The following is a 22,856-nucleotide window of genomic DNA, read 5'->3' on the forward strand; positions in this document are numbered from 1 at the left end:
TTTTGCCCTGGCCGGCAGGCAGCATTTCAGGATCTAAACTTCGTGCGATTATTTGCTCAATTAAGCTGGTACTTCACCCGCGAGTGGCGACGCTACCTCGGCGCGGTGGCATTGCTTATTATCATCGCTATTTTGCAGCTCGTGCCGCCAAAAGTGGTGGGCGTGATTGTGGATGGCGTGGTGCAGCAGAGTCTCTCCTCTCAGCAGGTGCTGATGTGGATTGGCCTGATGCTGCTTATTGCTGTGGTAGTTTATCTGGTGCGCTACGTCTGGCGCGTCCTGCTGTTCGGGGCGTCTTACCAGCTTGCGGTTGAGTTGCGGGAAAACTATTACCGCCAGCTAAGCCGCCACCACCCTGAATTTTATCTCCGTCACCGTACCGGCGACCTCATGGCGCGCGCGACTAACGATGTCGATCGCGTGGTATTCGCCGCGGGGGAAGGGGTGCTAACGCTGGTGGACTCGCTGGTCATGGGGTTGGCGGTGCTGGTAGTCATGTCCACCCAAATCAGCTGGGAGCTCACATTGCTGGCGCTTCTGCCGATGCCGATTATGGCCGTGGTGATTAAACGTGACGGCGCGCGTTTGCACGATCGCTTCAAAGTGGCGCAGGCGGCATTCTCAGCCTTAAACGATCGTACTCAGGAAAGCATGACCAGCATCCGCATGATCAAGGCGTTCGGCCTTGAAGACAGGCAGTCGGCGCTGTTTGCCGCAGAAGCTCAGGATGCCGGGGCGAAAAACATGCGCGTCGCGCGCATTGATGCCCGCTTTGACCCCACCATTTATGTGGCAATTGGGGCCGCAAACCTTTTAGCCATCGGCGGCGGAAGCTGGATGGTTATCGAGGGCTCGCTTACCCTGGGGCAGCTCACCAGTTTTGTGATGTACCTCGGCCTGATGATCTGGCCAATGCTGGCGCTGGCCTGGATGTTCAATATTGTCGAACGAGGAAGTGCGGCCTACAGCCGTATCCGCGCGATGCTGGAAGAAGAGCCGGGCGTGGTCGACGGCGATAAAACGCTGCCGGAAGGGCGGGCTGAACTGGTGGCTTCGATTCGCCAGTTCCACTACCCGCAGACCGCTCAGCCGACGCTGCAAAACGTCAACTTCACCCTTAAACCGGGTGAAATGCTTGGCCTGTGCGGGCCAACGGGGTCCGGTAAAAGCACGATTCTCGCGCTGATCCAGCGTCATTTCGACGTGGAAGAGGGCGATATTCGCTACCACGATATTCCGCTCACGGCGCTGAAAATTGACGGCTGGAGAAGCCGTCTGGCTATCGTGAACCAGACGCCGTTCCTGTTCTCTGACACCGTGGCCAGCAACATTGCGCTGGGTAAACCGGGTGCCACCCAGGAGGACATTGAGCGTGTCGCTCGCCTGGCCAGCGTTCATGAAGATATCCTGCGCTTGCCGCAAGGGTACGATACCGAAGTGGGTGAGCGTGGGGTCATGCTTTCGGGTGGGCAAAAACAGCGTATCTCTATTGCCAGGGCGCTGCTGCTTGATGCCGAAATCCTGATTCTGGATGACGCGCTTTCCGCAGTAGATGGCCGTACCGAGCACCAAATTCTGCACAACCTGCGCGAGTGGGGTGAACACCGCACGGTCATTATCAGCGCCCACCGCCTGTCTGCATTAACGGAAGCTAGCGAGATCCTGGTGATGCAGCACGGGCATATCGCCCAGCGTGGCAGCCATGATGCGCTCGCGTCTCAGCCGGGCTGGTATCGGGATATGTACCGCTATCAACAGCTGGAGGCCGCGCTGGACGAAGCCCCGGAGCAGGAAGATGTCAGGGAGAGCGCCAATGAGTCGTAAACAACAGTGGCCTACCATTAAACGCCTGCTGGCTTACGGATCGCCGTGGCGCAAACCGCTGGGTGGGGCGATGCTGATGCTCTGGGTTGCGGCTGCCGCTGAGGTTTGTGGCCCGGTGCTGGTGAGCTATTTTATTGATAACCTGGTGGCGAAAAACCAGATGCCGCTTGGCCTGGCGGCCGGACTGGCGGTGGCTTATATCCTGTTGTCGATTAGCGCTGCCGGGCTGCACTACCTTCAGGCGCTGCTGTTTAACCGCGCGGCGGTAGGTGTGGTGCAAAAACTGCGTACCGATGTCATGGACGCTGCGCTGCGCCAGCCGCTGAGTGCGTTTGACACGCAGCCGGTAGGGCAATTGATCTCGCGCGTAACAAACGACACCGAAGTGATCCGTGACCTGTATGTCACCGTTGTGGCAACGGTGCTGCGCAGCGCGGCACTGATCGGCGCTATGCTGGTGGCGATGTTCACGCTCGACTGGCGCATGGCGCTGGTGGCGATCACCATCTTCCCAGCGGTTATCGCCGTGATGTTTATCTACCAGCGCTACAGCACGCCGATTGTGCGCCGGGTACGCAGCTATCTGGCGGACATCAACGACGGCTTTAATGAAGTCATCAACGGCATGAGCGTGATTCAGCAGTTCCGCCAGCAGGCCCGCTTCGGCGAACGCATGGGGCAGGCAAGCCGCTCTCACTACCTGGCGCGGATGCAAACCCTGCGGCTTGATGGCTGGCTTCTACGGCCGCTGCTTAGCCTGTTTTCGGCGATGATTCTGTGTGGCCTGCTGATGCTGTTCGGCTTCACCTCGCGCGGCACCATCGAAGTTGGCGTGCTTTATGCCTTTATTAACTACCTTGGCCGCCTGAACGAACCGCTGATTGAGCTGACCACCCAGCAATCCATTCTGCAACAGGCGGTGGTGGCCGGGGAACGCGTGTTTGAGCTGATGGACGGCAAACGTCAGGATTACGGCAATGACAACCGGCCCCTCGCCAGCGGCGCGATCAGCATCGACAACGTCTCATTTGCCTACCGTGGCGATCGCCTGGTGCTGCAGGATATTAATCTGGAAGTGCCTTCGCGGAGCTTTATTGCCCTGGTCGGGCATACCGGCAGCGGAAAAAGCACCCTGGCCAACCTGCTGATGGGCTATTACCCGTTAACGAAAGGCGAAATACGCCTCGATGGCCGGCCGCTGGACTCCCTCAGCCATGAAACGCTGCGCCGCGGCGTGGCGATGGTGCAGCAAGATCCGGTGGTGATGGCCGATTCGTTCTTTGCCAACGTAACCCTGGGGCGGGACATCAGCGAAGAGAGAGTCTGGCAGGCGCTGGAGACGGTTCAGTTGGCCGAACTGGCGCGAGCGCTGCCGGAGGGTATCCATACCCGCCTGGGCGAGCAGGGGAACAATCTCTCCGTTGGCCAGAAGCAGCTGCTTGCTCTGGCGCGCGTGCTGGTTGAAGCTCCGCAGATCCTGATCCTCGACGAAGCCACGGCGAATATCGACTCCGGCACCGAGCAGGCTATTCAGCGGGCGCTGGCGGTAGTTCGTCAGCACACGACCCTGGTGGTGATTGCCCACCGTTTGTCTACCATCACCGATGCCGACACGATTCTGGTGCTGCATCGCGGGCAGGCCGTGGAGCGCGGTACGCACAGTGAACTTCTGGCGCAGCAGGGCCGCTACTGGCAGATGTATCAGCTTCAGTTAGCCGGTGAGGAACTGGCCGCCGCCGCGCAGGAAGAATCGCTCACGGCCTGATGCACCACAACCATGCAACGCGTCGCATAAAAACCTTCGCTTCTCCGCGTTGGTGCAAAACAAAAACGCATCCTGCACCGCAGTGGTGCGTTTTTTCTTTTCAGACTAATCCCGCCCGATCCGACGCCTTCATCTGGCTTTCCGGCAACCCGCCTGAAGCCTGAAAACGTGCTGAATAACCCTGTTTTTTTATTCCTGGCATGGGCTTTGCTTTGCTCTCTAGGTGCAGGTAACGACCTAATTCTGAGTGGAGAGAATTTATGAAGCTGGTAACCGTGGTAATCAAACCGTTCAAGCTTGAAGACGTGCGTGAAGCGCTCTCTTCAATCGGTATTCAGGGGCTTACCGTGACCGAAGTGAAAGGTTTCGGCCGCCAGAAAGGCCATGCGGAGCTTTACCGTGGCGCCGAGTACAGCGTCAACTTTCTGCCGAAAGTAAAAATCGATGTTGCTATTGCTGACGACCAGCTCGATGAAGTCATCGACGTGATCAGCAAAGCCGCCTACACCGGCAAAATCGGTGATGGGAAAATCTTCGTTGCAGAACTGCAACGCGTTATTCGTATTCGTACCGGCGAAGCCGACGAAGCCGCTCTGTAACTGCTGGCAAGCCTTGATTGGGATGGGAAAAATGAAAAAATTAGCTGCACTCCTTGGTTTAGGCACCCTGGCATTACTGCCAACGCTCGCCTTCGCTGCGGACGCGCCTGCGGTCGCGGACAAAGCCGACAACGCCTTTATGATGATATGCACCGCGCTGGTGCTGTTTATGACCATCCCTGGCCTTGCGCTGTTTTACGGCGGTCTGATTCGCTCTAAAAACGTGCTGTCGATGCTGACGCAAATCTCCGTCACCTTCGCCATGGTTTGCGTGCTGTGGGTCGTGTATGGCTATAGCCTGGCGTTTGGCACCGGCAATAACTTCTTCGGCAGCTTTGACTGGGTGATGCTGAAAAATATCCAGTTGAAAGCGCTGATGGGCACTTTCTATCAGTATATTCATGTGGCGTTCCAGGGCTCTTTCGCCTGTATTACCGTTGGACTGGTGGTAGGGTCTCTCTCCGAACGCGTGCGCTTCTCTGCAGTGGTAATTTTTGCTGCCGTCTGGCTGACGCTCTCTTATGTGCCAATTGCGCACATGGTCTGGGGCGGCGGTATTCTGGCTACGCACGGCGCGCTGGACTTCGCGGGCGGTACAGTCGTGCACATTAACGCCGCTGTTGCTGGCTTAGTAGGTGCTTACCTGGTGGGTAAACGCGTTGGCTTCGGCAAAGAAGCGTTCAAGCCGCACAACCTGCCAATGGTGTTTATCGGCACCGCAATCCTCTACTTCGGCTGGTTCGGTTTCAACGCCGGTTCTGCAAGTGCGGCCAACGAAATCGCTGCGCTGGCGTTCGTGAACACCGTTGTCGCCACTGCGGCGGCGATTCTCTCCTGGGTCTTTGGCGAGTGGGCGCTGCGCGGTAAACCTTCTCTGCTGGGTGCCTGTTCCGGTGCTATCGCGGGTCTGGTGGGTATTACCCCGGCGTGTGGCTACGTTGGCGTGGGCGGTGCACTGCTGATTGGTCTGGTTGTTGGTCTGGCCGGTCTGTGGGGCGTGACGACGCTGAAAAAATGGCTGAACGTGGATGACCCATGTGATGTGTTCGGCGTGCACGGCGTCTGCGGCATCATCGGGTGCATCATGACCGGTATCTTTGCGGCAACTTCTCTGGGCGGCGTGGGTTATGCAGAAGGCGTGACTATGGGGCATCAGCTTCTGGTTCAGCTTGAAAGCGTGGCAATTACCATTGTCTGGTCCGGCGTGGTGGCGTTCATCGCGTTCAAGATTGCTGACCTGACCGTAGGTCTGCGTGTTCCAGAAGAGCAGGAACGCGAAGGCCTGGATGTTAACAGCCACGGCGAAAACGCGTACAACAACTGATTCGTTATCAAAACCTCGCCCGGTTGGACGAGGTTTTACTTCTCTCTAAATGCCACCTGTTATGCAGGTGGTTTTTTTATTTCAGCGTTAACTACCCGCGATGGCGCATGACGCCTTCCTGAACCGTCGACGCGACCAGCACGCCATCCTGCGTATAAAACTCTCCACGGACAAAGCCGCGAGCGCTCGACGCGGAGGTGCTTTCCACGCTATACAGCAGCCATTCGTTCATGTCGAACGGACGATGGAACCACATTGAGTGATCGATAGTCGCGACCTGCATCCCCGGTTCCAGGAAACCTACGCCATGCGGCTGTAGGGCGACCGGCAAGAAATTGAAGTCGGAGGCGTAGCCGAGCAGATACTGATGCACGCGCAGATCCTGCGGCATGTTGCCGTTCGCGCGGATCCAGACCTGGCGGGAAGGTTGATCGACATGGCCTTTCAGCGGGTTGTGGAATACGGCCGGGCGAATTTCCAGCGGCTTTTCGCTAAGAAACTTCTCTTTCGCATGCGGCGGGAGGAATTTTTCCAGAGAGCGGGCGATGTCCGTTTCGGACGGCAGGCCATCCGGTTTTGGCGCTGGGGGCATCTCTTTCTGGTGCTCATAGCCAGATTCAGGGGCCTGGAATGACGCGGTCATATAGAAAATCGGCTTGCCGTTCTGCACCGCAGCAACGCGGCGGGCGCTAAAACTGTTGCCGTCGCGCAGGGTTTCTACGTCATAAACAATGGGCTTTTGGCTGTCGCCCGGGCGTAAAAAATAGCTGTGGAAAGAGTGAACAAGGCGCTCTTCCGGTACGGTTTCTTTAGCTGCGTAAAGCGCCTGGCCGACCACTTGCCCACCAAACACCTGACGCAGGCCTAAATCCTCGCTTTGGCCACGGAACAATCCCTCTTCAATTTTTTCCAGGTTAAGTAACGCCAATAAATTGCTGAGCGCCTGACTCATAAAATGTCCTCAATAAAAGGGAATGCGGCAAATTTTCTCGATTATAACATGCCCGTAAACAGCGTATTTGATGCACGGATGCTGGGAACATTCCTGGTTTTCAGCAGAATTCAGTGATCTGTGCCACACTTAAGCCGTTAAGCGCGTTTTTCAACGGGGTTAGTCCCCGGCGCGACATTGATAATAAGGAGAAAAAATCAATGAAACTTGTGCCTATGTTAAGTGCTTTGGCTATCGCGGTTGCTGTTGCAGGTTGTGCACACAAGAGTGCTGATGTGCCTACTCCTGCGCCGAGTGCATCCGCCGGAGCCGCATCTGCCCAGCAATCTAACATCGCAATGCCTAACGTATCCGGTACGGCATGGATCCGTCAGCGGGTTGCTCTGCCGCCAGATGCCGTGCTGACGGTGACTGTCTCTGACGCTTCACTCGCCGATGCCCCTTCGAAAGTCATTGCCCAGAAAGTTACGCGTACCGAAGGTAAACAGGCGCCTTTCAGCTTCGTGATCCCGTTCAACCCGGCTGACATTCAGCCGAACGCGCGTATCCTGCTGAGTGCCGCCATCACCGTGAACGGTAAGCTGATGTTTATCACCGATACCTTCCAGCCGGTGATCAACCAGGGCGGGACGAAGGCAGATCTGACGCTGGTGCCGGTACAAAATACGGCGATTCCACTTCAGCAAAGTGGTGGGGCGGCAACAACGGTGCCATCCACCTCGCCGACTCAGGTCACGCCATCTTCAGCGGTGCCTGCGCCAACAACTTACTAAAGCGAAACGCCCCCAAATTGGGGGCGTTTTAATATTTCCAGCGGTAACGCAGCATATCGATATGACCGTCGCCTGACACCACCACCCCTTCAGAAAGCAGCGCCTGGCGCTGACGCTGGAGATCGGGTCCTGTCAGTGAAATCACACCCTGCCGGTTCACCACCCGATGCCACGGTAAACGGCTGCCTTCGGGCAGACGCTTGAGTACGCCACCCACCTGGCGGGCTGCCCGGGGCGACCCGGCAAGCGCGGCAATTTCGCCGTAGGTGGTCACGCAACCTTCGGGAATGGCGGCAACAATTTGGTAAACGCGCTGTGGAAAGGAATCGTGCTTATCCATAGAGAACTCCTGGCAAAATCGCTTCTAAGGATAATCGGCGACGGAGAAAGCACCAAGTTAAACCGTTGATGCGCAATAAACCAACACCTGACCGCCGCTGGCTTGCAATTCGCGGGGGGGATGTGGATAATGCGCCAGCGCGTTGGATAACAACGCTCTCAATGGGGGCCCTGTTGGTTCTCCCGCAACACTAACTTGTGAACTCGGTCAGGTCCGGAAGGAAGCAGCCGCAGCAGGCGACGTGTGTGCCGGGATGTAGCTGGCAGGGCCCCCACCCAATTCTGGCTACCCCTTAGCCAGCGATGTTTTAGTCATGCGCTTTTCTCCCCATCCTAAGTTGATCCCAGCCGCTGCCAGCAAAATCATCGCGCCACCGATAAACTGAATCGGGCTCAGACTGTGATGGAAGACGAAGCGATCCACGATCACCGCCACAATGGGGTAGATAAACGAGAGTGAGGCGGTAATCGACGTCGGCAGCTTTTGGATCGCGCCATACAGCAACTGGTACATAATGCCGGTATGCACTATGCCCAGCGTGGCGACAATTCCCCAATGCGTGAATGTCATATGCGACTGGAAATCTACCAGTGGCAGCAGTAGCAGCGTGCCGACGGCCACCTGAACGAGTGCGATTTGCTGTGGAGGAATGCCCCTTAACTGGCGTGTGGCAAGCGCCGTCAGGGCATAAAAGAACGCGGCGCCCAGCGCCAGCACGATGCCCAAAAGCCAGCCACCATTCCCGTCATGATTTAGCCCGCTTGAGAGCACAAGCAGCATGCCGATAAAGGATGCTCCCAGCCAAAGCCACTTGCTGCGGCTGACTTTCTCTTTCAGGATAAAAACGCCCATCCCGACCAGCATCAGCGGCTGCGTATTGTACAGGACCGTGGCAAGCCCAATGGACGTTCGTGAATAGGCGGCGAACAGCAGCAGCCAGTTGACGACCAGCGCCACGCCGCCGAGGGCGGATATCGCAACGACCCTGCGGGTCAGATGGCTGCGCCAGTTACCGCTCATCAGGCCCAATATGAACAGCGTAATAGTCGCAAACACGCAGCGCCAGAAAACGACGTTGGCGATAGGCTGCTGAGATATTACTACGAGGGCGCCGATGGTGCCGGAGATGAGCATCGCCACAATCATTTGCAGGCTGCCGGTTCTTATCTCGCGAATCATTTTGTCTCTCCAGAATAAAGAACTTTATTCTGCGCACTGCGGCGAACTCGTTGAAGTGTAAAAATTAGGTTATAAGATACTTTTACCTTTATAAATGAGATAAAAATGAGTGATTACCTTCCCGATGATATCGACAGGCATATTCTGACTATTCTTGCGGCGGATGCTCGTATCTCCCTGAAAGTGCTTAGTGGAAAAATTGGTCTCTCTTCACCGAGCACGGCAGAACGAGTAAAGCGGCTGGAGGAACGCGGCGTGATTAACGGCTACACCATGAACGCCAATCTCACGGCTCTGGGTTACACCCTGCAGGGACTGGTTCGCATGAAACCGTTACCGGGTATGCTGCATAAAGTGGAGAAGATGATTCAGGCGATTCCCGAGTGTATAGAATGCGACAAAATCACCGGTGAAGATTGCTTCATCATCCGGCTGGTGATCCGCTCTATTGAGCAACTTGATGAAATTCTTGATGAGCTGGCTGAGTTTGCCCAGTGCAATACGTCTATCGTCAAAAGCACGCCGGTGAAACGCAGGCTGCCGCCTTTGTAAATAAATAAACCTGATATATTTTCCGGGTATTTGAATTATGACAGAAATATTAAATTTATCTCACTGGCTGGATCTTATTTATTCTCTATAGTATTAAACACCAACCTCTGTTTAAGCACTAAGGATTTGCAATGACGACGGCTACGCTGAACGTAAAAATAAGCATCGAGTTAAAAGAGAAGATTCGTCACTATGCGGAAGAGAATAGTGAAACCCTGGCAAGCGTAACGGAACGACTTCTGTCCAAAGCCTTTGACGAGCTCGACAGCGACGTGGGCGTCGATGAAGATGATGTGGACAGTCAGCATACTTCTGAGGCCCGCGTGACGCCATTAAACGATCGTGAGATCAAGGCATTGCGTAAACTGTTGAAGAAGAAAAAATGAACGCCGGTACGGACAGTACCGCCTACAGCTATCAGCAAGCCTGTGAGTTATTGCGTTCAGGTTACCTGAAAAAAGTGAAGCTGGGCTGGAATATTGGCAGCGATGAGTTTTTCCGCATTGCTTCAGACTGGTGCGATACCGGGGCCAGTATTAAAAAAGAGGGTGAACATTTCACCATCACCCTAAAAGGGTTCGCTATTCCCAGAATTTCACAAAACTAATTTATGGCATCGCCCTATTGCTGTGCTTGCAGAATAATATTTCCCTCTTTTATTTTAGAGGGAAATATTTCGCTTTCTAAAATACCATTCCCCGCAGACTTTCATTTCTTGTTGTCGCCAGGTGATGCCAAAGCGGCTGCAGCCGCTGCAGGGCAAGCTGCATCTCTGCGGGTTCAAGGCTGAAGGGAAGGCGTAAAAAGCGCTCAAAAGCCCCATCGACCCCAAACCTTGGCCCGGCACCGATCCGAATGCCCTGACTCTCGGCGGCGGCGGCAAAAATCGTGGCCAGCGGTTTCGGTAATTCCACCCACCACGACAGGCCGCCTTCCGGGGGCGATGTTTGCCAGTCCGGGAACAGCGCTTGCATCGCGGCGAAGCTGGTTTCGCAGCGTTGGCGCAGCATCTCTCTGCGCTGAGGCAAGAACTGCGCCGCGTCGGCAAACAACTGCGTGGCAGCCAGTTGCTCCAGCAGAGGCGTCCCTAAATCAAAGGTATTGCGGATTTGTATCAGCGAACTGATGGTTTTGCCTGAAGCCCTTATCCAGCCGAGGCGCAGCCCGCCCCAGAAACTTTTCCCGGCGGAGCCTAGCGAGATGGTGTGTTCTTCCGGGCCAAAAGCCGCCAGGGGAGAAGGAGGAGGAGCATCAAACCAGAGATCGGCCATCGTTTCGTCCACAACCAGCGTGGTGTGGCTGCGGGCGGCTATCTCGTTCACCCTTTGGCGCGTGGCCGCGTCCATACAGCGGCCAGTTGGGTTATGGAAATCTGGAATCAAGTAAGCCAGCCGGGGAGAAGTCTGGGCGATAGTCGCCGCTAAACCGTCAACATCCCAACCGCTTGCGGGCAGGCTGACCGGCACGGGGCGGCAGGAGGCGCCGCGAATCGCCGCCAACGCCATCGGGTAAGTGGGATGATCTACGACTACGCGATCTCCCGGGCCGGTGAACAGTCTAAGTATTAGCCCCAGTCCGCTGACGGCACCGTTGACCACCATGATTTGGTCAGGCGTCGTGGGTAATCCCCGTGACGCATAATGCCGCGCAATTGCTTCTCTCAGCTCCGGCAAGCCCTGGCTGTCATAGCCGGTTGAGGACAAATGTTCCGGCAGGAAAGTGAGCGCGGTGGAGTATGCCCGATGAATTTCCGGCCCGGCGCTGAGGGCGGCGGTGGAGAGATCCAGTACCGGAGCATTGCCGGGCAAGGGGGAAATGGCCGGGCTGCTTTCGGGCAGCATGGTGACAGAGCCTGAGCCCTGGCGGCTCAGCAGATACCCTTCCTCCCTGAGCTGCGCCAGCGCAGAGGCCACCGTGGTGCGGCTCACGCCCAGCGCGCCAGAAAGCTCTCTTTCCCCCGGCAGCCTGCTGTCGAGCGGTAGGCGCCCATCAAGGATCAGCAGCCGCAGTCCGTCCGCCAGTTGGCGATAGACCGGCGAGCGGGATGATGCCTGATGCCAGTGGCCAAGCAGGCGAGTTAAAGATGAAATTCCGATTCTGCGCAGCGTCATAGCAGTCCACTTTCTGATAACTGGACCTTAATACTAGGTCCATTTTGCGAGAGGGTATAGCCATAAAAACACACTGAGGATCTTTGTCATGATGGCTCGTCGCCTGCTGCAGCTTTATACCGGCCTGGTCTTTTACGGCATTTCAACCGCCATGTTCGTGCGTGCCGATCTGGGCGCGGACCCGTGGAACGTTTTCCACCTCGGCGTGGCCAGGCTTTTTTCGCTCAACCTCGGGCTGGTGATGATTATTGTGGGGGCGCTGGTGTTGCTGCTGTGGATCCCGCTGCGTCAGCGTCCAGGCCTTGGCACCATTAGCAACGTGATTGTGTTGGGGCTGGCGGCGGATGCCACGCTGGCGCTAATGCCGCCGCTGGAATCGCTTCTTGCGCGCTCCGTTTTGCTGGTCGGTGCTTTGGTGGTTAACGCCCTGGCGACGGGCATGTATATCGGCGCTGGTTTTGGTGCCGGGCCGCGAGATGGGCTGATGACCGGGATCCATGCCAGAACGGGCTGGTCGGTGCGCAGCGTGCGTACCGCCATTGAGGTGACCGTACTGATCTCCGGCTGGCTGATGGGCGGCAGTTTTGGCGTGGGCACCGTGCTTTATGCGTTAGCTATCGGGCCTCTCATTCAGCTTTGCCTGCCGTGGTTTCGCGTTAAGCCGTTGAATAACACAGCGACTCCTGCACAGGAAGCTACATTCTGATGCCGTAGCTGTGCTAAACATTATCTTCCGGAGAATAATAATTGCTTAAAACGGGAGAGAGTATGCGGCACGAGATTGTGAGTAAACCCGCGCTGAACTGGAACAGCTTTCAGCTGGCAGAGATATTAACCCACTGTTTTGAACAGTACGTGGTGCCTTTTCGTCTGGAAGGGGAAACGTTCGGCTGGCGTTTTGCCTCAGAAGATCTTTTCCCAGGCGACAGCCCTATCTGGCTTTACCGTGGAGAGCCCAAAGCCATGGCGCTGGTGACACGACGCGGGCAAACCTGCCGCCTGGCCGCGTTTGCGATTCGCCCGGAACTGCGCGGGCAGGGTTTAGGCAAGATCTTCATTCAGCAGCTTATTGATGCCGCGCGCGAGCGCGGGGATAAGCAATTTTATCTGGAAGTGATTTTAGGCAACGAAGGCGGGCTGGCGCTCTATGAGCGAATGGGCTTTGTGCCCCAGCAAACGCTGGTGGGCTTCCAGTCTGCAGGTGTTCCTGAAGGCGAGGCCGACGGCGAACTGCTGGAAATCGATCCGCTGCAAATGACCCATAGAATGATGGCCGCTAACGATGCGCCGCTGCCGTGGCTTTGCGCGGCTGAAACGCTGTATAAGCTGCCCGGTAAGGCTTTTGTACTGGATGAAGTGGCTTATGCGATGGTCGTTCCCGGCGAAATACCGAAGCTCAGAGGGCTGTTTGTTGAGCCGTATGCGCGACGATCCGGGAAGGCAAAAAAGCTGCTGGCTTTACTTCAGCGCCAGTTCCCTGGATTAGTGACTATTCCCAGCCTGCCCGAAACCGTTTCGCCGGTGTTTTTAGGCAGCGGCTTTACCCTGGATAAGATTCGGCAATACGAGATGAAGCTTACCTTGTAGGCAGAGAAGGTGAGGGCGAAGGCCCTCACCCTGCAAGTTACAGCACGCCCTGAGCCAGCATAGCGTCCGCGACTTTTACGAACCCGGCGATGTTCGCGCCGCGAACGTACTGGGTTTGTTTTCCTTCGCCACCGTAATCCACGCAGGCCTGATGAATATCAAGCATGATGTGGTGCAGGCGAATATCTACTTTTTCGGCCTTCCAGCTCAGACGGGCCGCATTCTGCGCCATTTCCAGCCCGGACGTTGCTACACCGCCTGCGTTTGCCGCTTTACCCGGCGCGAACAGCACGCCAGCTTCCACAAACAGATCCGTCGCAGCAATCGTGGTTGGCATATTTGCCCCTTCGGCTACCGCCTTCACGCCGTTGGCGATAAGCGTTTTGGCAGCATCGACGTCCAGCTCGTTCTGTGTAGCACAAGGCAGAGCGATATCGACCGGCACGCTCCACGGCTGCTGGCCTTCCAGATAAGTCAGGCCAAACTCTCGGGCATAGTCGGCGACGCGGCCATCGCGGCTGGCTTTGATTTCGCACAGGCGGGTCAGTTTCTCTGCGTTAAAGCCTGCTTCATCTACCACGGTGCCGTTGGAGTCAGACGCCGTGACCACGCGAGCGCCGAGCGACATGGCTTTTTCAATCGCATACTGAGCGACGTTGCCGGAGCCGGAAACCGCCACGCGCAGGCCTTCAAAGCCCAGGCCGTGGCGCTGCAGCATGGCATCGGTGAAGTAGATCAGGCCGTAGCCGGTTGCTTCCGGGCGGATCAGACTGCCGCCGAACAACAGCCCTTTGCCGGTAAACACGCAGGCGGTGTTGTTGGAGAGCTTTTTCATCATCCCCGCCATGTAGCCGACTTCGCGGCCACCAACGCCGATATCCCCCGCCGGGACGTCGGTGTCCGGGCCAAGGTGGCGATAAAGCTCCAGCATCAGCGCCTGGCAAAAGCGCATGATTTCGCCTTCGCTTTTGCCCTTCGGATTAAAGTCGCTGCCGCCTTTGCCGCCGCCCATCGGTAGCGTGGTGAGGGCGTTTTTAAAGGTCTGTTCAAAGCCGAGGAATTTGAGGATCGACAGATTAACGGAAGGGTGGAAGCGCATGCCGCCTTTGAACGGGCCAATGGCCGAGTTGAACTGCACGCGCCAGGCCCGGTTCACCTGCACCTGATTGTTGTCGTCCACCCAGGCGACGCGGAACTGAATCACGCGTTCTGGCTCAACCAGACGTTCGAGCAGCGCCTGCTGGCGGTATTGCGGATTGTTTTCCAGAAACGGCCACAGCGTGCTCATCACTTCGCGAACCGCCTGAGCGAATTCTACCTGGTGCGGATCGCGGGACTGTACTGAGGTTAAAAAGCCTTCGAGGGATAATGCTTGAGCCATCAGAGGTAACTCCTTGTTGAAAATTATGTTGTCTGTCTTTTTTTGGGTGATTTTTCGACTATAACATTTTCTTATGAACGGGCATCAAGCGATTTTTTCACCGGAAAGGCAATAAAGAAGGGAAGCGTTTAGTCGGGCTATTAACCCTAAAAAAATCTAAATTTCGGTCTAATAACAGACAATAAATTGTCTTCTCTGTTTTTCGGCCGTTGGCGATCAATTTGGGAGGCTTATTAGCCTCCCGAACCGAGCTTAGAAGTGCGTATTGACGCTCATGTAGTACGTGCGGCCAGGCTCGTTGTAGGTCTCCGCGCCAGCGCCGTACATGTAGGATTTGGTCGTGTCATTCCCGGTGGTCTGGGCGTTACCTGCGCGCCAGTGGCGCTTATCCAGCAGGTTGTCGATCCCGGCTGTGAAGCTGACGTTTTTGGTCGCGTCCCAGGTCGCGCTCATGCCAAGGATGCTATAAGGGCTGACCTCGTTGGTGTCGCTGCCGGTGACAGGAACTCCCTTATAGTTGTACTTCTTCGGTGCCTGTTTGCCGTACCACGTCAGGGTGCTTTGCAGCGAAATGTCCGGGCGAACCTGCCAGCTAAGCGTGGAGTTAAGCGTGTATTCAGGGATGATCGACAGGCGATCGCCGGTTTCCTTATTTTTACTTTGCAGCATGTAAGTCAGGTTGTTATTCCAGCTTACGGTCTCCGTCAGCGGCAGATTAATCGTACCTTCAAGACCTTCCACCACCGCTTTAGGCACGTTGCCCCACTGGTAGATGTCGGTTTTCTTGCTGTTAGAGGCAATAGGTGAATAGCCGGATTCAATTTTGTTGCGATAGTCGTTCCGGAACCAGGTGATCCCGGCCTGATAGCCGTCACGCTTGAACTCCAGGCCAATTTCTTTGTTGACGCTGGTTTCGGCTTTCAGATCCTCATTCCCCATCAGATAACACGCCCCGCCGCTGGCCGCACAGCCCTGACCGCGGCTGTAAAGGATGTAGTTCGGGTTGGTCTGATACAGACTTGGCGCTTTATAAGCCCGGGCAATACCGAGCTTCAGCGTCAAGTCTTCCACCAATTCCTGGCTCAGATTCAGCGACGGGCTCCAGTTATCCCCCACGATGGAGTGATGATCGAACCGAAGACCCGGTGTCAGCATGGTGCTGCTGGTTAGCTCCATATTGTTTTCGGCAAACAGAGAGAAGATCTCCGCTTTGGAATAAGGGCTTCGGCCGGTGGATGAGAGCCCCGGAATCGGCCCGCCTTCGCTTAACGACTGGGTGTTGGAGGTACCGTCTTTCATGCGCTGCTGATTCCATTCGCTACCGACGGTGAGGTTTTGATTCACCAACAGGGTAAACGGAATGCTTGCTTCGCTGTGCAGCATGACATCGCTGAGATCGATATCTGAGAACTGGTTGTTGGAGAAAATCCCCTCCGTGCCGCCCGCCAGGCCCTCATTCATGCGCGAGTTACGGGTGTGTTCGTATTGCGCATAAGTGTTGGTGGTGACGCCGTTATCCCAGCCGCCGGTCCAGGTCACGGAATAGGTCTGGCGGTAGAGACGATTGGTCTCTTTGCCGTAGTTGTCCTTCACCAACTGGCTGGTATTCGTATTCTGTGTATCACCTGAATAGAGATTCCCCTGGCGACTGTAGCCGGTTTCAAACTCCAGCGCCTGCATCGGGGCAAATTCCCAGCGGATCATTCCGTTCAGGTCTTTATGGATAACGCCTTCTCGGCCCGCTGGCAGCGTGTTGGCGTAAGACCCGGTGCGCAGTGACTGGTGCCCCTGGTTGATGTCCCAGGCGTCCGCCTGCGTTTTATCGAGGTTGCCGTAGAGGCGGAAACTCACGTCGTCACCGAGCGGCCCGGTCAGGCTGAAGTTGGTGCGTTTCGTTGCGCCTTCATCTTTGTGCTCCGGGGCATTGAAATAGGTGTTCCAGCTGCCGTGGAATTCGTTGCTGCTGCGTTTGGTGATGATGTTCACCACGCCGCCAGCCGCCCCATTGCCGTAGCGGGCTGCTGCCGGGCCGCGCAGGACCTCAATGCGTTCGATCATTTCCGGTGGAACCCAGGAGGCATCGCCGCGGGTATCACGCTCGCCGCGCCAGCCCAGGCGCACTGAATTGCGGCTGGTGACGGGTTTACCGTCAACCAGGATCAGCGTGTTTTCTGGCCCCATACCGCGAATGTCGATCTGGCGGCCGTTGCCGCGCTGCCCGCTGGTGGAGTTGCCGGTCAGGTTAACTCCCGGCATGGTGCGAATGATTTCAGAGACATCGCGCGCGACCGGGTGCTTCTTTAATTCGTCGGAAGTAATCACCGACACGCCGGGTGCCTGCAGCGTTTGCTGGGCTGCGGTGACGACGAGCGTGTCTTCGTTTTCAGCGGGGGTTACCTCTGCTGCTGCCGCTGAAAAAGCGGTGCCGTAGAGGCCCAGACTCACCAGTGTGGCGAGGGAGTACGATAATGTATTGTTCATTATTTATCCTGAGTGTCACCGCCTGCGTCCCTTAAGTTCCTTTCCCAAACGAGGAAGGACGCGGCAAAAGTGCCTGGAGTTGAAAGTGCGGAAACACGCTATTGCAAATGAAAACAATTATCAATGTCTTTATCAATTGCATTTTTGCAATCTATTAAAGCCGCTAATTAATCAGCCTGGGTTATTACTCCCCGTATCAATCATTCATTAACCTGATGCTCCACAATTGACCTTCTGCTGTTACGGTTCCGATACATATTTAGGTGATCTCATTAACAAACTGAGGTAAATGCCCCGTGTTTTGCCCCCTTCCGATTGTGAGAATCTCTATTCCAGGCTAGAAACAAAATGTAACAACTCTCGGTATCCACTTAGAAAACGGACAAAATTGATGGATAGATTTGGGAAACACCTCGTCTGGGTCGTGCTCGCTTTGATCGGCGCATTCGCCCTCGGCTACATCGCACTGAATCGCGGTGAACAGATAAATGCGCTGTGGATTGTTATTGCCTCAGTTTGTATCTACCTGATTGCCTATCGTTACTACGGTTTGTTTATCGCTAAACGCGTGCTAACGGTGGATGCCACGCGCATGACGCCGGCCGTGCGAAACAATGACGGCCTTGATTACGTCCCAACGGATAAAAAAGTGCTGTTTGGCCACCACTTTGCCGCCATCGCCGGGGCGGGGCCGCTGGTGGGACCGGTGCTTGCCGCGCAAATGGGTTACCTGCCGGGCATGCTTTGGCTGCTGGCAGGCGTGGTACTGGCGGGCGCCGTGCAGGACTTTATGGTGTTGTTTGTCTCCACGCGTCGCAACGGGCGTTCGCTGGGGGAGTTAGCTAAAGAAGAAATGGGCAACACTGCGGGGGTTATCGCACTGGTCGCCTGCTTTATGATCATGGTGATTATCCTGGCCGTGCTGGCAATGATCGTGGTGAAGGCGTTAACCCACAGCCCGTGGGGGACTTACACCGTGGCCTTCACCATCCCGCTGGCGCTGTTTATGGGCGTCTACATTCGCTATTTGCGCCCTGGGCGTATCGGCGAAGTGTCGGTGATTGGCCTGGTGATGCTGGTGTTTGCCATTATTTCCGGCGGCTGGGTAGCGGAGAGCCCGACCTGGGCGCCGTACTTTGATTTTACGGGCGTGCAGCTCACCTGGATGCTGGTAGGGTACGGTTTTGTGGCCTCGGTGCTGCCGGTGTGGCTGCTGCTGGCCCCGCGTGATTACCTCTCCACCTTCCTGAAAATCGGCACCATCATCGGGCTGGCTATCGGCATTTTGATCATGCGTCCGACGCTGCAAATGCCATCATTAACAAAATTCATTGATGGCACCGGCCCGGTCTGGAGTGGGGATCTGTTCCCGTTCCTGTTTATCACCATCGCCTGTGGGGCCGTTTCCGGCTTCCACGCGCTGATTGCTTCCGGCACCACGCCAAAAATGCTGGCGAACGAAAATCAGGCCTGCTTCATTGGCTACGGCGGCATGTTGATGGAGTCCTTCGTAGCGATCATGGCGCTGGTGGCAGCCTGTATCATCGATCCGGGCGTGTACTTCGCGATGAACAGCCCGATGGCTGTATTGGCGCCTGCTGGCACGGCGGATGTTGTCGCTTCTGCCGCGCAGGTGGTGAGCGGGTGGGGCTTCCATATCACTCCGGAAACGCTGACCAACATTGCCAACGAAGTGGGCGAACAGAGCATCATCTCCCGCGCCGGTGGGGCACCAACGCTGGCCGTTGGCATGGCGTATATTCTGCACGGCGCGCTCGGCGGGCTGATGGACGTCTCGTTCTGGTACCACTTTGCCATTCTGTTTGAAGCGCTGTTTATCCTGACGGCGGTGGATGCCGGGACTCGTGCGGCACGTTTTATGCTGCAGGATCTGCTGGGCGTAATCTCTCCGGGACTGAAACGGACGGACTCGCTGCCGGCCAACCTGCTTGCCACCGGGCTTTGTGTGCTCGCCTGGGGTTACTTCCTGCATCAGGGCGTGGTCGATCCGCTGGGCGGCATTAACACGCTGTGGCCGCTGTTCGGTATCGCCAACCAGATGCTGGCGGGCATGGCGCTGATGCTGTGCGCCGTTGTGCTGTTCAAAATGAAGAAGCAGCGCTATGCCTGGGTGGCGCTGATGCCGACCGCCTGGCTGCTGGTGTGCACGTTAACCGCAGGCTGGCAGAAAGCGTTCAGCTCGGATGCAAAAGTGGGCTTCCTCGCCATCGCCAATAAGTTCCAGGCGATGATCGACAGCGGTAATATTCCGGCGCAGTACACGCAGTCGCAGCTCAGCCAGTTGGTGTTTAACAACCGCCTGGATGCGGGGCTGACCATCTTCTTTATGGTGGTGGTTGTGGTGCTCGGCTGGTTCTCGCTGAAAACTGCGCTTAAGGCGCTGAAGTCTGAGCAACCGACGTCGAGCGAAACGCCGTATGAGCCGATGCCTGATAATTACGAACAGATCGTGGCGCAGGCGAAGAGCGTACATTGATTTTTACCCTCTCCCTGAAAGGGAGAGGGGATAAATTGGGGTTTACCTTAGCTCTGAGCGGAGAAGGGCGCATTTTTTTATCTTTTCCCCTCTGCCCTTTGGGGAGAGGGCCGGGGCGAGGGGCAACCCACTGGAGGTACCATGTTCGATAGTCTAGCCAAAGCCGGGAAATACCTCGGTCAGGCCGCGAAGCTGATGATTGGCGTACCCGACTACGACAACTACGTGCAGCACATGCGCCTGACGCACCCTGAGCAGACGCCAATGACCTATGAAGAATTTTTCCGCGAGCGGCAGGATGCCCGCTACAGCGGTAAAGGCGGCGGACGCTGCTGCTGAAACTTAGCATTTAACAAAAATGTGACATTTAGCTCGTTTTTTAGCTGACGGTAAAAATCCTGTTGTGCGAAACCAGCGAGTATGATTTTATCAATATCGACTTTTAATCTTGATTCAGGAAACCCATGACTCATTCCCTGCAGACTTCGACCCTACTAGTTACCGCGCTACCAGCCGCGGTGGTCGTCGTGCGTGTGGTGGTGGTCGTCGGCAATGCGCCGTAGGGACTGAATCAACGCATCGATTCCAAACCCCGCCGGCGCAAACCGGGCGGGGTTTCTTGTTTTAAGTGCCTGCCCAGAAGCGAACCGGCTAATTAGAAGGACTGGAGCATGGCAATTTCGGACACACCCGCACAACGCATCACCGGCGCCCAGCTGATTGTAAAAATGTTGGAGCATCATGGCATTACAACGGTTAGTGGCATTCCCGGTGGCACCGTACTGCCGCTCTACAATGCCTTGAGCCAAAGCCCTCGCATTCGCCACGTTCTGGCTCGCCACGAGCAGGGCGCGGGATTTATGGCGCAGGGCATGGCGCGTACCAGCGGCAAACCGGCGGTCTGCATCGCCTGCAGCGGGCCGGGGGCCACAAACCTTGTCACCGCCATTGCCGACGCGCGTCTCGACTCTATTCCGCTGGTTTGTATCACCGGCCAGGTCCCCACTTCAATGATTGGCGCCGATGCTTTCCAGGAAGTGGACACCTACGGTATTTCGATTCCTATCACCAAGCATAACTACCTGGTGCGCAGCATTGACGAGCTGCCGCAGGTGATTACCGACGCTTTTCGTATCGCACAGTCCGGCCGCCCAGGGCCCGTCTGGATCGATATTCCTAAAGACATTCAGACCGCTGAAATCGACATTGCCGAACTGCCCGCGGTAGCCGCGCCTTCCGCTGCCCCGGCCTTTGACCATCAGGACATCGCCCGTGCGGCCGCAATGATCAACGAAGCCAAACGCCCGGTGCTTTATCTGGGCGGCGGCATTATCAGCGCGGGTGCAGCGGAGCAGGCGCGAGAGCTGGCGGAGCGTGCCGGTCTGCCGACAACCATGACGTTGATGGCGCTGGGGACGGTCCCCGCCCGACATCCGCTCTCTCTGGGAATGCTGGGAATGCATGGCGCGCGGAGCACCAACTTTATCCTGCACGAAGCCGATCTGTTGATCGTGTTGGGCGCACGCTTTGACGACCGTGCCATTGGTAAAACCGAGGAGTTTTGCCCGAATGCCAAAATTATCCACGTTGATATCGATCGTGCCGAGCTGGGCAAAATTAAGCAGGCCAACGTGGCGATTCGCGGTGACGTACGTGAAGTGCTGAGTCAGCTTATTCCGCAGACCAAAAACGCCCAGCGCAGCGAGTGGCTGCAGACGGTTAGCGAGTTGCAGCGTGAGTTCCCATTTGCCACGCCGGGAGCAGATAATCCGCTGATGCCTTATGGACTGATCAAAGCCGCAGCGGCCTGCGTAGACGATGAGGCTATTGTTACCACCGACGTAGGCCAGCACCAGATGTGGGTGGCTCAGGCTTATCCGCTCAACCGTCCGCGCCAGTGGCTGACGTCCGGCGGCCTGGGCACCATGGGCTTTGGCTTACCGGCTGCGGTTGGCGCGGCGCTGGCCGAACCTGGCCGTAAAGTGCTGTGCTTCTCCGGCGACGGCAGCCTGATGATGAATATCCAGGAGATGGCGACGGCGGCGGAAAATAATCTGGATGTAAAAATCATTCTGATGAACAACCAGGCGCTGGGGCTGGTACACCAGCAGCAGACGCTGTTCTACCAGCAGAATATCTTCGCCGCGACTTACCCCGGCATGACGGATTTCCTGACCATCGCCCGTGGCTTTGGCCTGGCAACCTGCGACCTGAACCAGGCGGAAGATCCGCAGGCCGCGCTGCAGGAAGCGATTTCTCGCCCTGGGCCTTGCCTGATCCACGTGCGTATCGACGCCGATGAAAAAGTCTACCCAATGGTGCCACCGGGTGCCGCCAACACTCAGATGATTGGAGAGTAAATCATGCAGCAATCTATCACTAAACAATCCACCGTCATTCTGGAACTCACGGTGCGCAACCACCCGGGCGTGATGTCACATATCTGCGGCCTGTTTGCCCGCCGCGCATTTAACGTGGAAGGCATTCTCTGTTTACCGCTGCCGGAAGGCGATCAGAGCCGCATCTGGCTGCAGGTAGCAGACGATCAGCGGCTGGAGCAGATGGTCAGTCAGGTCGATAAGCTGGAGGATGTGGTGCAGATCATTCGCCACGCCGATGACCCAGGCATCTTTAACCGCCTGACCGCATTTGTGCAGTAAATAAACCAGGGGCTTTCAGGCATATTTTTGAAAGCCCCGCGCCAGGATGAATAACTCCCCGGAAGCCGTGCCGCAAACCCTGCATACCAAAGAACGATTTCAACCAACCTCAAGCAAGAATTCGTTAGCCTGCCCTGAGAAAAATAAGCGCGATTAAATTTTGTTCGTGCTTGCCCGTTGCTTTAAAGCTACACTCAGGGAGTCAAGGATGTACATGATTACGTTCTTCAAAACGACAGAAGGAAAAACGCCGTTCAAAGCCTGGCTAAAGGCGTTAAAAGATGCGAGGGCAAAAACCAAAATAGTCATGAGGATCGACCGACTTTCCTTTGGTAACCCTGGCGATCATAAACCCTGTGGACAGGGCGTATGGGAAATGCGCATCGATGAAGGGCCTGGCTATAGGGTGTACTACGCCCAGGACGGCAAAGCCGTCTGGCTGCTACTGGCGGGTGGAGATAAACGCAATCAACAGGCGGATATCGAACGTGCAAAAGAATGGTGGCTTGAACATCAAGGGAGAAAAAATGAAATTTAGCGAATTTGATCAAACGGTTATTGATATGCTCCGCGACGATCGTGCCTTCGCCGTGGAGTACCTGAAAGAAGCTTTTATTGGGCTGGACGGTGACGACGGCGAAGCGGTGTTTCTCATTGCCATGCGTCGGCTGGTAGAAGCCAGAGGTGGCTTTACGGAGATTGCCAGAGCGGCAAACCTAAACCGTGAAACGCTGTACCGCACGCTGTCGGAGCGTGGAAACCCCACCATCAAAACCACCAAAAAGGTTTTGCACGCGGTGGGGATTCATTTTTCAGAGATTGCGGGCTGAC

The 22,856-nt window shown here is 56.2% G+C and carries 23 protein-coding genes and 1 other RNA gene; 18 read left to right on the forward strand and 6 right to left on the reverse strand.

Going from position 1 to position 22,856, the window contains the following annotated elements; genetic code table 11:
• The first annotated feature begins 42 nt into the window (after positions 1 to 42).
• From AAIE02_RS01300 to amtB, 4 genes are all read left to right on the forward strand, one after another.
• Positions 43 to 1,824, forward strand: coding sequence for a SmdA family multidrug ABC transporter permease/ATP-binding protein (locus AAIE02_RS01300; RefSeq protein WP_498531837.1), 1,782 nt, complete (start codon positions 43 to 45; stop codon positions 1,822 to 1,824).
• Positions 1,814 to 3,589, forward strand: a complete 1,776-nt coding sequence (locus AAIE02_RS01305; RefSeq protein ID WP_498531838.1) for a SmdB family multidrug efflux ABC transporter permease/ATP-binding protein — start codon at positions 1,814 to 1,816, stop codon at positions 3,587 to 3,589. The genes AAIE02_RS01300 and AAIE02_RS01305 overlap by 11 nt, the downstream gene beginning before the upstream one ends.
• Before the next feature lie 260 nt (positions 3,590 to 3,849).
• The gene (gene glnK, locus AAIE02_RS01310) at positions 3,850 to 4,188 is read left to right on the forward strand and encodes a P-II family nitrogen regulator (protein ID WP_002891893.1); all 339 of its coding nucleotides are present in this window, start codon (positions 3,850 to 3,852) and stop codon (positions 4,186 to 4,188) included.
• Positions 4,189 to 4,219: 31 nt separating this feature from the next.
• Entirely contained in the window at positions 4,220 to 5,512 is a 1,293-nt protein-coding gene (amtB, locus tag AAIE02_RS01315) for an ammonium transporter AmtB (protein ID WP_498531839.1), read from the forward strand.
• A gap of 91 nt (positions 5,513 to 5,603) precedes the next feature.
• On the opposite strand, the gene tesB is transcribed toward amtB, so the two are convergent.
• Positions 5,604 to 6,464 carry an acyl-CoA thioesterase II gene (gene tesB / locus AAIE02_RS01320; protein ID WP_008454654.1) on the reverse strand — a complete coding sequence of 287 codons (861 nt, stop codon included), beginning with the start codon at positions 6,462 to 6,464 and terminating at the stop codon, positions 5,604 to 5,606.
• A gap of 200 nt (positions 6,465 to 6,664) precedes the next feature.
• Here tesB and AAIE02_RS01325 point away from each other — a divergent pair, with 200 nt between their 5' ends.
• A complete protein-coding gene (locus AAIE02_RS01325; RefSeq protein ID WP_498531840.1) occupies positions 6,665 to 7,237 on the forward strand; it encodes a YbaY family lipoprotein in 573 nt (190 codons plus the stop codon).
• 28 nt (positions 7,238 to 7,265) lie between these two features.
• Here the strand turns inward: AAIE02_RS01325 and AAIE02_RS01330 are convergent, their stop codons facing one another.
• Positions 7,266 to 7,577, reverse strand: a complete 312-nt coding sequence (locus tag AAIE02_RS01330) for an MGMT family protein (RefSeq protein WP_498531841.1) — start codon at positions 7,575 to 7,577, stop codon at positions 7,266 to 7,268.
• Between the two features lie 171 nt (positions 7,578 to 7,748).
• Between AAIE02_RS01330 and ffs the strand changes: the two genes are divergently transcribed.
• An RNA gene (gene ffs, locus AAIE02_RS01335) (signal recognition particle sRNA small type) lies at positions 7,749 to 7,845 on the forward strand.
• Positions 7,846 to 7,862: 17 nt separating this feature from the next.
• On the opposite strand, the gene AAIE02_RS01340 is transcribed toward ffs, so the two are convergent.
• Positions 7,863 to 8,756, reverse strand: coding sequence for a DMT family transporter (locus AAIE02_RS01340; protein ID WP_498531842.1), 894 nt, complete (start codon positions 8,754 to 8,756; stop codon positions 7,863 to 7,865).
• Between the two features lie 105 nt (positions 8,757 to 8,861).
• On the opposite strand from AAIE02_RS01340, the gene AAIE02_RS01345 reads away from it, so the two are divergent.
• The 3 genes from AAIE02_RS01345 (at position 8,862) to AAIE02_RS01355 (ending at position 9,915) form a co-directional block, all read left to right on the forward strand.
• Positions 8,862 to 9,308 (forward strand): Lrp/AsnC family transcriptional regulator, encoded by a 447-nt coding sequence (locus tag AAIE02_RS01345; protein ID WP_008454658.1) that lies wholly within the window; start codon positions 8,862 to 8,864, stop codon positions 9,306 to 9,308.
• Positions 9,309 to 9,439: 131 nt separating this feature from the next.
• Entirely contained in the window at positions 9,440 to 9,694 is a 255-nt protein-coding gene (locus AAIE02_RS01350; RefSeq protein WP_008454659.1) for a hypothetical protein, read from the forward strand.
• Positions 9,691 to 9,915 (forward strand): hypothetical protein, encoded by a 225-nt coding sequence (locus tag AAIE02_RS01355; RefSeq protein ID WP_008454666.1) that lies wholly within the window; start codon positions 9,691 to 9,693, stop codon positions 9,913 to 9,915. Before AAIE02_RS01350 ends, AAIE02_RS01355 begins: the two co-directional genes overlap by 4 nt.
• A gap of 76 nt (positions 9,916 to 9,991) precedes the next feature.
• On the opposite strand, the gene yczR is transcribed toward AAIE02_RS01355, so the two are convergent.
• Entirely contained in the window at positions 9,992 to 11,419 is a 1,428-nt protein-coding gene (yczR, locus tag AAIE02_RS01360; protein WP_498531843.1) for a MocR-like transcription factor YczR, read from the reverse strand.
• 91 nt (positions 11,420 to 11,510) lie between these two features.
• Between yczR and yczE the strand changes: the two genes are divergently transcribed.
• Together yczE and AAIE02_RS01370 are read left to right on the forward strand one after the other, a co-directional pair.
• Positions 11,511 to 12,125, forward strand: a complete 615-nt coding sequence (yczE, locus tag AAIE02_RS01365) for a membrane protein YczE (protein WP_166876631.1) — start codon at positions 11,511 to 11,513, stop codon at positions 12,123 to 12,125.
• 62 nt (positions 12,126 to 12,187) lie between these two features.
• Positions 12,188 to 13,006 (forward strand): GNAT family N-acetyltransferase, encoded by an 819-nt coding sequence (locus tag AAIE02_RS01370; RefSeq protein WP_166994451.1) that lies wholly within the window; start codon positions 12,188 to 12,190, stop codon positions 13,004 to 13,006.
• Positions 13,007 to 13,043: 37 nt separating this feature from the next.
• On the opposite strand, the gene gdhA is transcribed toward AAIE02_RS01370, so the two are convergent.
• Both gdhA and AAIE02_RS01380 read right to left on the reverse strand, forming a co-directional pair.
• Positions 13,044 to 14,387, reverse strand: a complete 1,344-nt coding sequence (gdhA, locus tag AAIE02_RS01375; protein ID WP_498531844.1) for an NADP-specific glutamate dehydrogenase — start codon at positions 14,385 to 14,387, stop codon at positions 13,044 to 13,046.
• Between the two features lie 252 nt (positions 14,388 to 14,639).
• Entirely contained in the window at positions 14,640 to 16,868 is a 2,229-nt protein-coding gene (locus tag AAIE02_RS01380; RefSeq protein ID WP_498531845.1) for a TonB-dependent siderophore receptor, read from the reverse strand.
• Positions 16,869 to 17,259: 391 nt separating this feature from the next.
• Here AAIE02_RS01380 and cstA point away from each other — a divergent pair, with 391 nt between their 5' ends.
• The 7 genes from cstA (at position 17,260) to AAIE02_RS01415 (ending at position 22,855) form a co-directional block, all read left to right on the forward strand.
• Positions 17,260 to 19,365, forward strand: coding sequence for a pyruvate/proton symporter CstA (gene cstA / locus AAIE02_RS01385; protein WP_498531846.1), 2,106 nt, complete (start codon positions 17,260 to 17,262; stop codon positions 19,363 to 19,365).
• A 141-nt stretch (positions 19,366 to 19,506) separates the two neighbouring features.
• Complete coding sequence (locus AAIE02_RS01390) at positions 19,507 to 19,704, forward strand: YbdD/YjiX family protein (protein WP_166866308.1); 198 nt, start codon at positions 19,507 to 19,509, stop codon at positions 19,702 to 19,704.
• Positions 19,705 to 19,829: 125 nt separating this feature from the next.
• Positions 19,830 to 19,928, forward strand: coding sequence for an ilvB operon leader peptide IvbL (gene ivbL / locus AAIE02_RS01395; protein WP_071842708.1), 99 nt, complete (start codon positions 19,830 to 19,832; stop codon positions 19,926 to 19,928).
• A gap of 108 nt (positions 19,929 to 20,036) precedes the next feature.
• Positions 20,037 to 21,725: an acetolactate synthase large subunit gene (gene ilvB / locus AAIE02_RS01400; RefSeq protein WP_498531847.1), complete on the forward strand. Its 1,689-nt coding sequence runs from the start codon at positions 20,037 to 20,039 to the stop codon at positions 21,723 to 21,725.
• A 3-nt stretch (positions 21,726 to 21,728) separates the two neighbouring features.
• Positions 21,729 to 22,025 carry an acetolactate synthase small subunit gene (gene ilvN, locus AAIE02_RS01405; protein WP_008454697.1) on the forward strand — a complete coding sequence of 99 codons (297 nt, stop codon included), beginning with the start codon at positions 21,729 to 21,731 and terminating at the stop codon, positions 22,023 to 22,025.
• Between the two features lie 208 nt (positions 22,026 to 22,233).
• Positions 22,234 to 22,563, forward strand: coding sequence for a type II toxin-antitoxin system RelE/ParE family toxin (locus AAIE02_RS01410; protein ID WP_008454698.1), 330 nt, complete (start codon positions 22,234 to 22,236; stop codon positions 22,561 to 22,563).
• Positions 22,553 to 22,855 (forward strand): addiction module antidote protein, encoded by a 303-nt coding sequence (locus tag AAIE02_RS01415; protein WP_008454699.1) that lies wholly within the window; start codon positions 22,553 to 22,555, stop codon positions 22,853 to 22,855. The genes AAIE02_RS01410 and AAIE02_RS01415 overlap by 11 nt, the downstream gene beginning before the upstream one ends.
• Position 22,856 lies beyond the last annotated feature (1 nt).

It is taken from the genome of Cedecea sp. Ae19-4, assembly GCF_059801165.1.

Coding starts and splice junctions, on each gene's coding strand:
- AAIE02_RS01305 (WP_498531838.1), top strand. CDS start 1,814: ATGAGTCGTAAACAACAGTGGCCTACCATTAAACGCCTGCTGGCTTAC.
- glnK (WP_002891893.1), top strand. CDS start 3,850: ATGAAGCTGGTAACCGTGGTAATCAAACCGTTCAAGCTTGAAGACGTG.
- amtB (WP_498531839.1), top strand. CDS start 4,220: ATGAAAAAATTAGCTGCACTCCTTGGTTTAGGCACCCTGGCATTACTG.
- tesB (WP_008454654.1), bottom strand. CDS start 6,464: ATGAGTCAGGCGCTCAGCAATTTATTGGCGTTACTTAACCTGGAAAAA.
- AAIE02_RS01325 (WP_498531840.1), top strand. CDS start 6,665: ATGAAACTTGTGCCTATGTTAAGTGCTTTGGCTATCGCGGTTGCTGTT.
- AAIE02_RS01330 (WP_498531841.1), bottom strand. CDS start 7,577: ATGGATAAGCACGATTCCTTTCCACAGCGCGTTTACCAAATTGTTGCC.
- AAIE02_RS01340 (WP_498531842.1), bottom strand. CDS start 8,756: ATGATTCGCGAGATAAGAACCGGCAGCCTGCAAATGATTGTGGCGATG.
- AAIE02_RS01345 (WP_008454658.1), top strand. CDS start 8,862: ATGAGTGATTACCTTCCCGATGATATCGACAGGCATATTCTGACTATT.
- AAIE02_RS01350 (WP_008454659.1), top strand. CDS start 9,440: ATGACGACGGCTACGCTGAACGTAAAAATAAGCATCGAGTTAAAAGAG.
- AAIE02_RS01355 (WP_008454666.1), top strand. CDS start 9,691: ATGAACGCCGGTACGGACAGTACCGCCTACAGCTATCAGCAAGCCTGT.
- yczR (WP_498531843.1), bottom strand. CDS start 11,419: ATGACGCTGCGCAGAATCGGAATTTCATCTTTAACTCGCCTGCTTGGC.
- yczE (WP_166876631.1), top strand. CDS start 11,511: ATGGCTCGTCGCCTGCTGCAGCTTTATACCGGCCTGGTCTTTTACGGC.
- AAIE02_RS01370 (WP_166994451.1), top strand. CDS start 12,188: ATGCGGCACGAGATTGTGAGTAAACCCGCGCTGAACTGGAACAGCTTT.
- gdhA (WP_498531844.1), bottom strand. CDS start 14,387: ATGGCTCAAGCATTATCCCTCGAAGGCTTTTTAACCTCAGTACAGTCC.
- AAIE02_RS01380 (WP_498531845.1), bottom strand. CDS start 16,868: ATGAACAATACATTATCGTACTCCCTCGCCACACTGGTGAGTCTGGGC.
- cstA (WP_498531846.1), top strand. CDS start 17,260: ATGGATAGATTTGGGAAACACCTCGTCTGGGTCGTGCTCGCTTTGATC.
- AAIE02_RS01390 (WP_166866308.1), top strand. CDS start 19,507: ATGTTCGATAGTCTAGCCAAAGCCGGGAAATACCTCGGTCAGGCCGCG.
- ivbL (WP_071842708.1), top strand. CDS start 19,830: ATGACTCATTCCCTGCAGACTTCGACCCTACTAGTTACCGCGCTACCA.
- ilvB (WP_498531847.1), top strand. CDS start 20,037: ATGGCAATTTCGGACACACCCGCACAACGCATCACCGGCGCCCAGCTG.
- ilvN (WP_008454697.1), top strand. CDS start 21,729: ATGCAGCAATCTATCACTAAACAATCCACCGTCATTCTGGAACTCACG.
- AAIE02_RS01410 (WP_008454698.1), top strand. CDS start 22,234: ATGTACATGATTACGTTCTTCAAAACGACAGAAGGAAAAACGCCGTTC.
- AAIE02_RS01415 (WP_008454699.1), top strand. CDS start 22,553: ATGAAATTTAGCGAATTTGATCAAACGGTTATTGATATGCTCCGCGAC.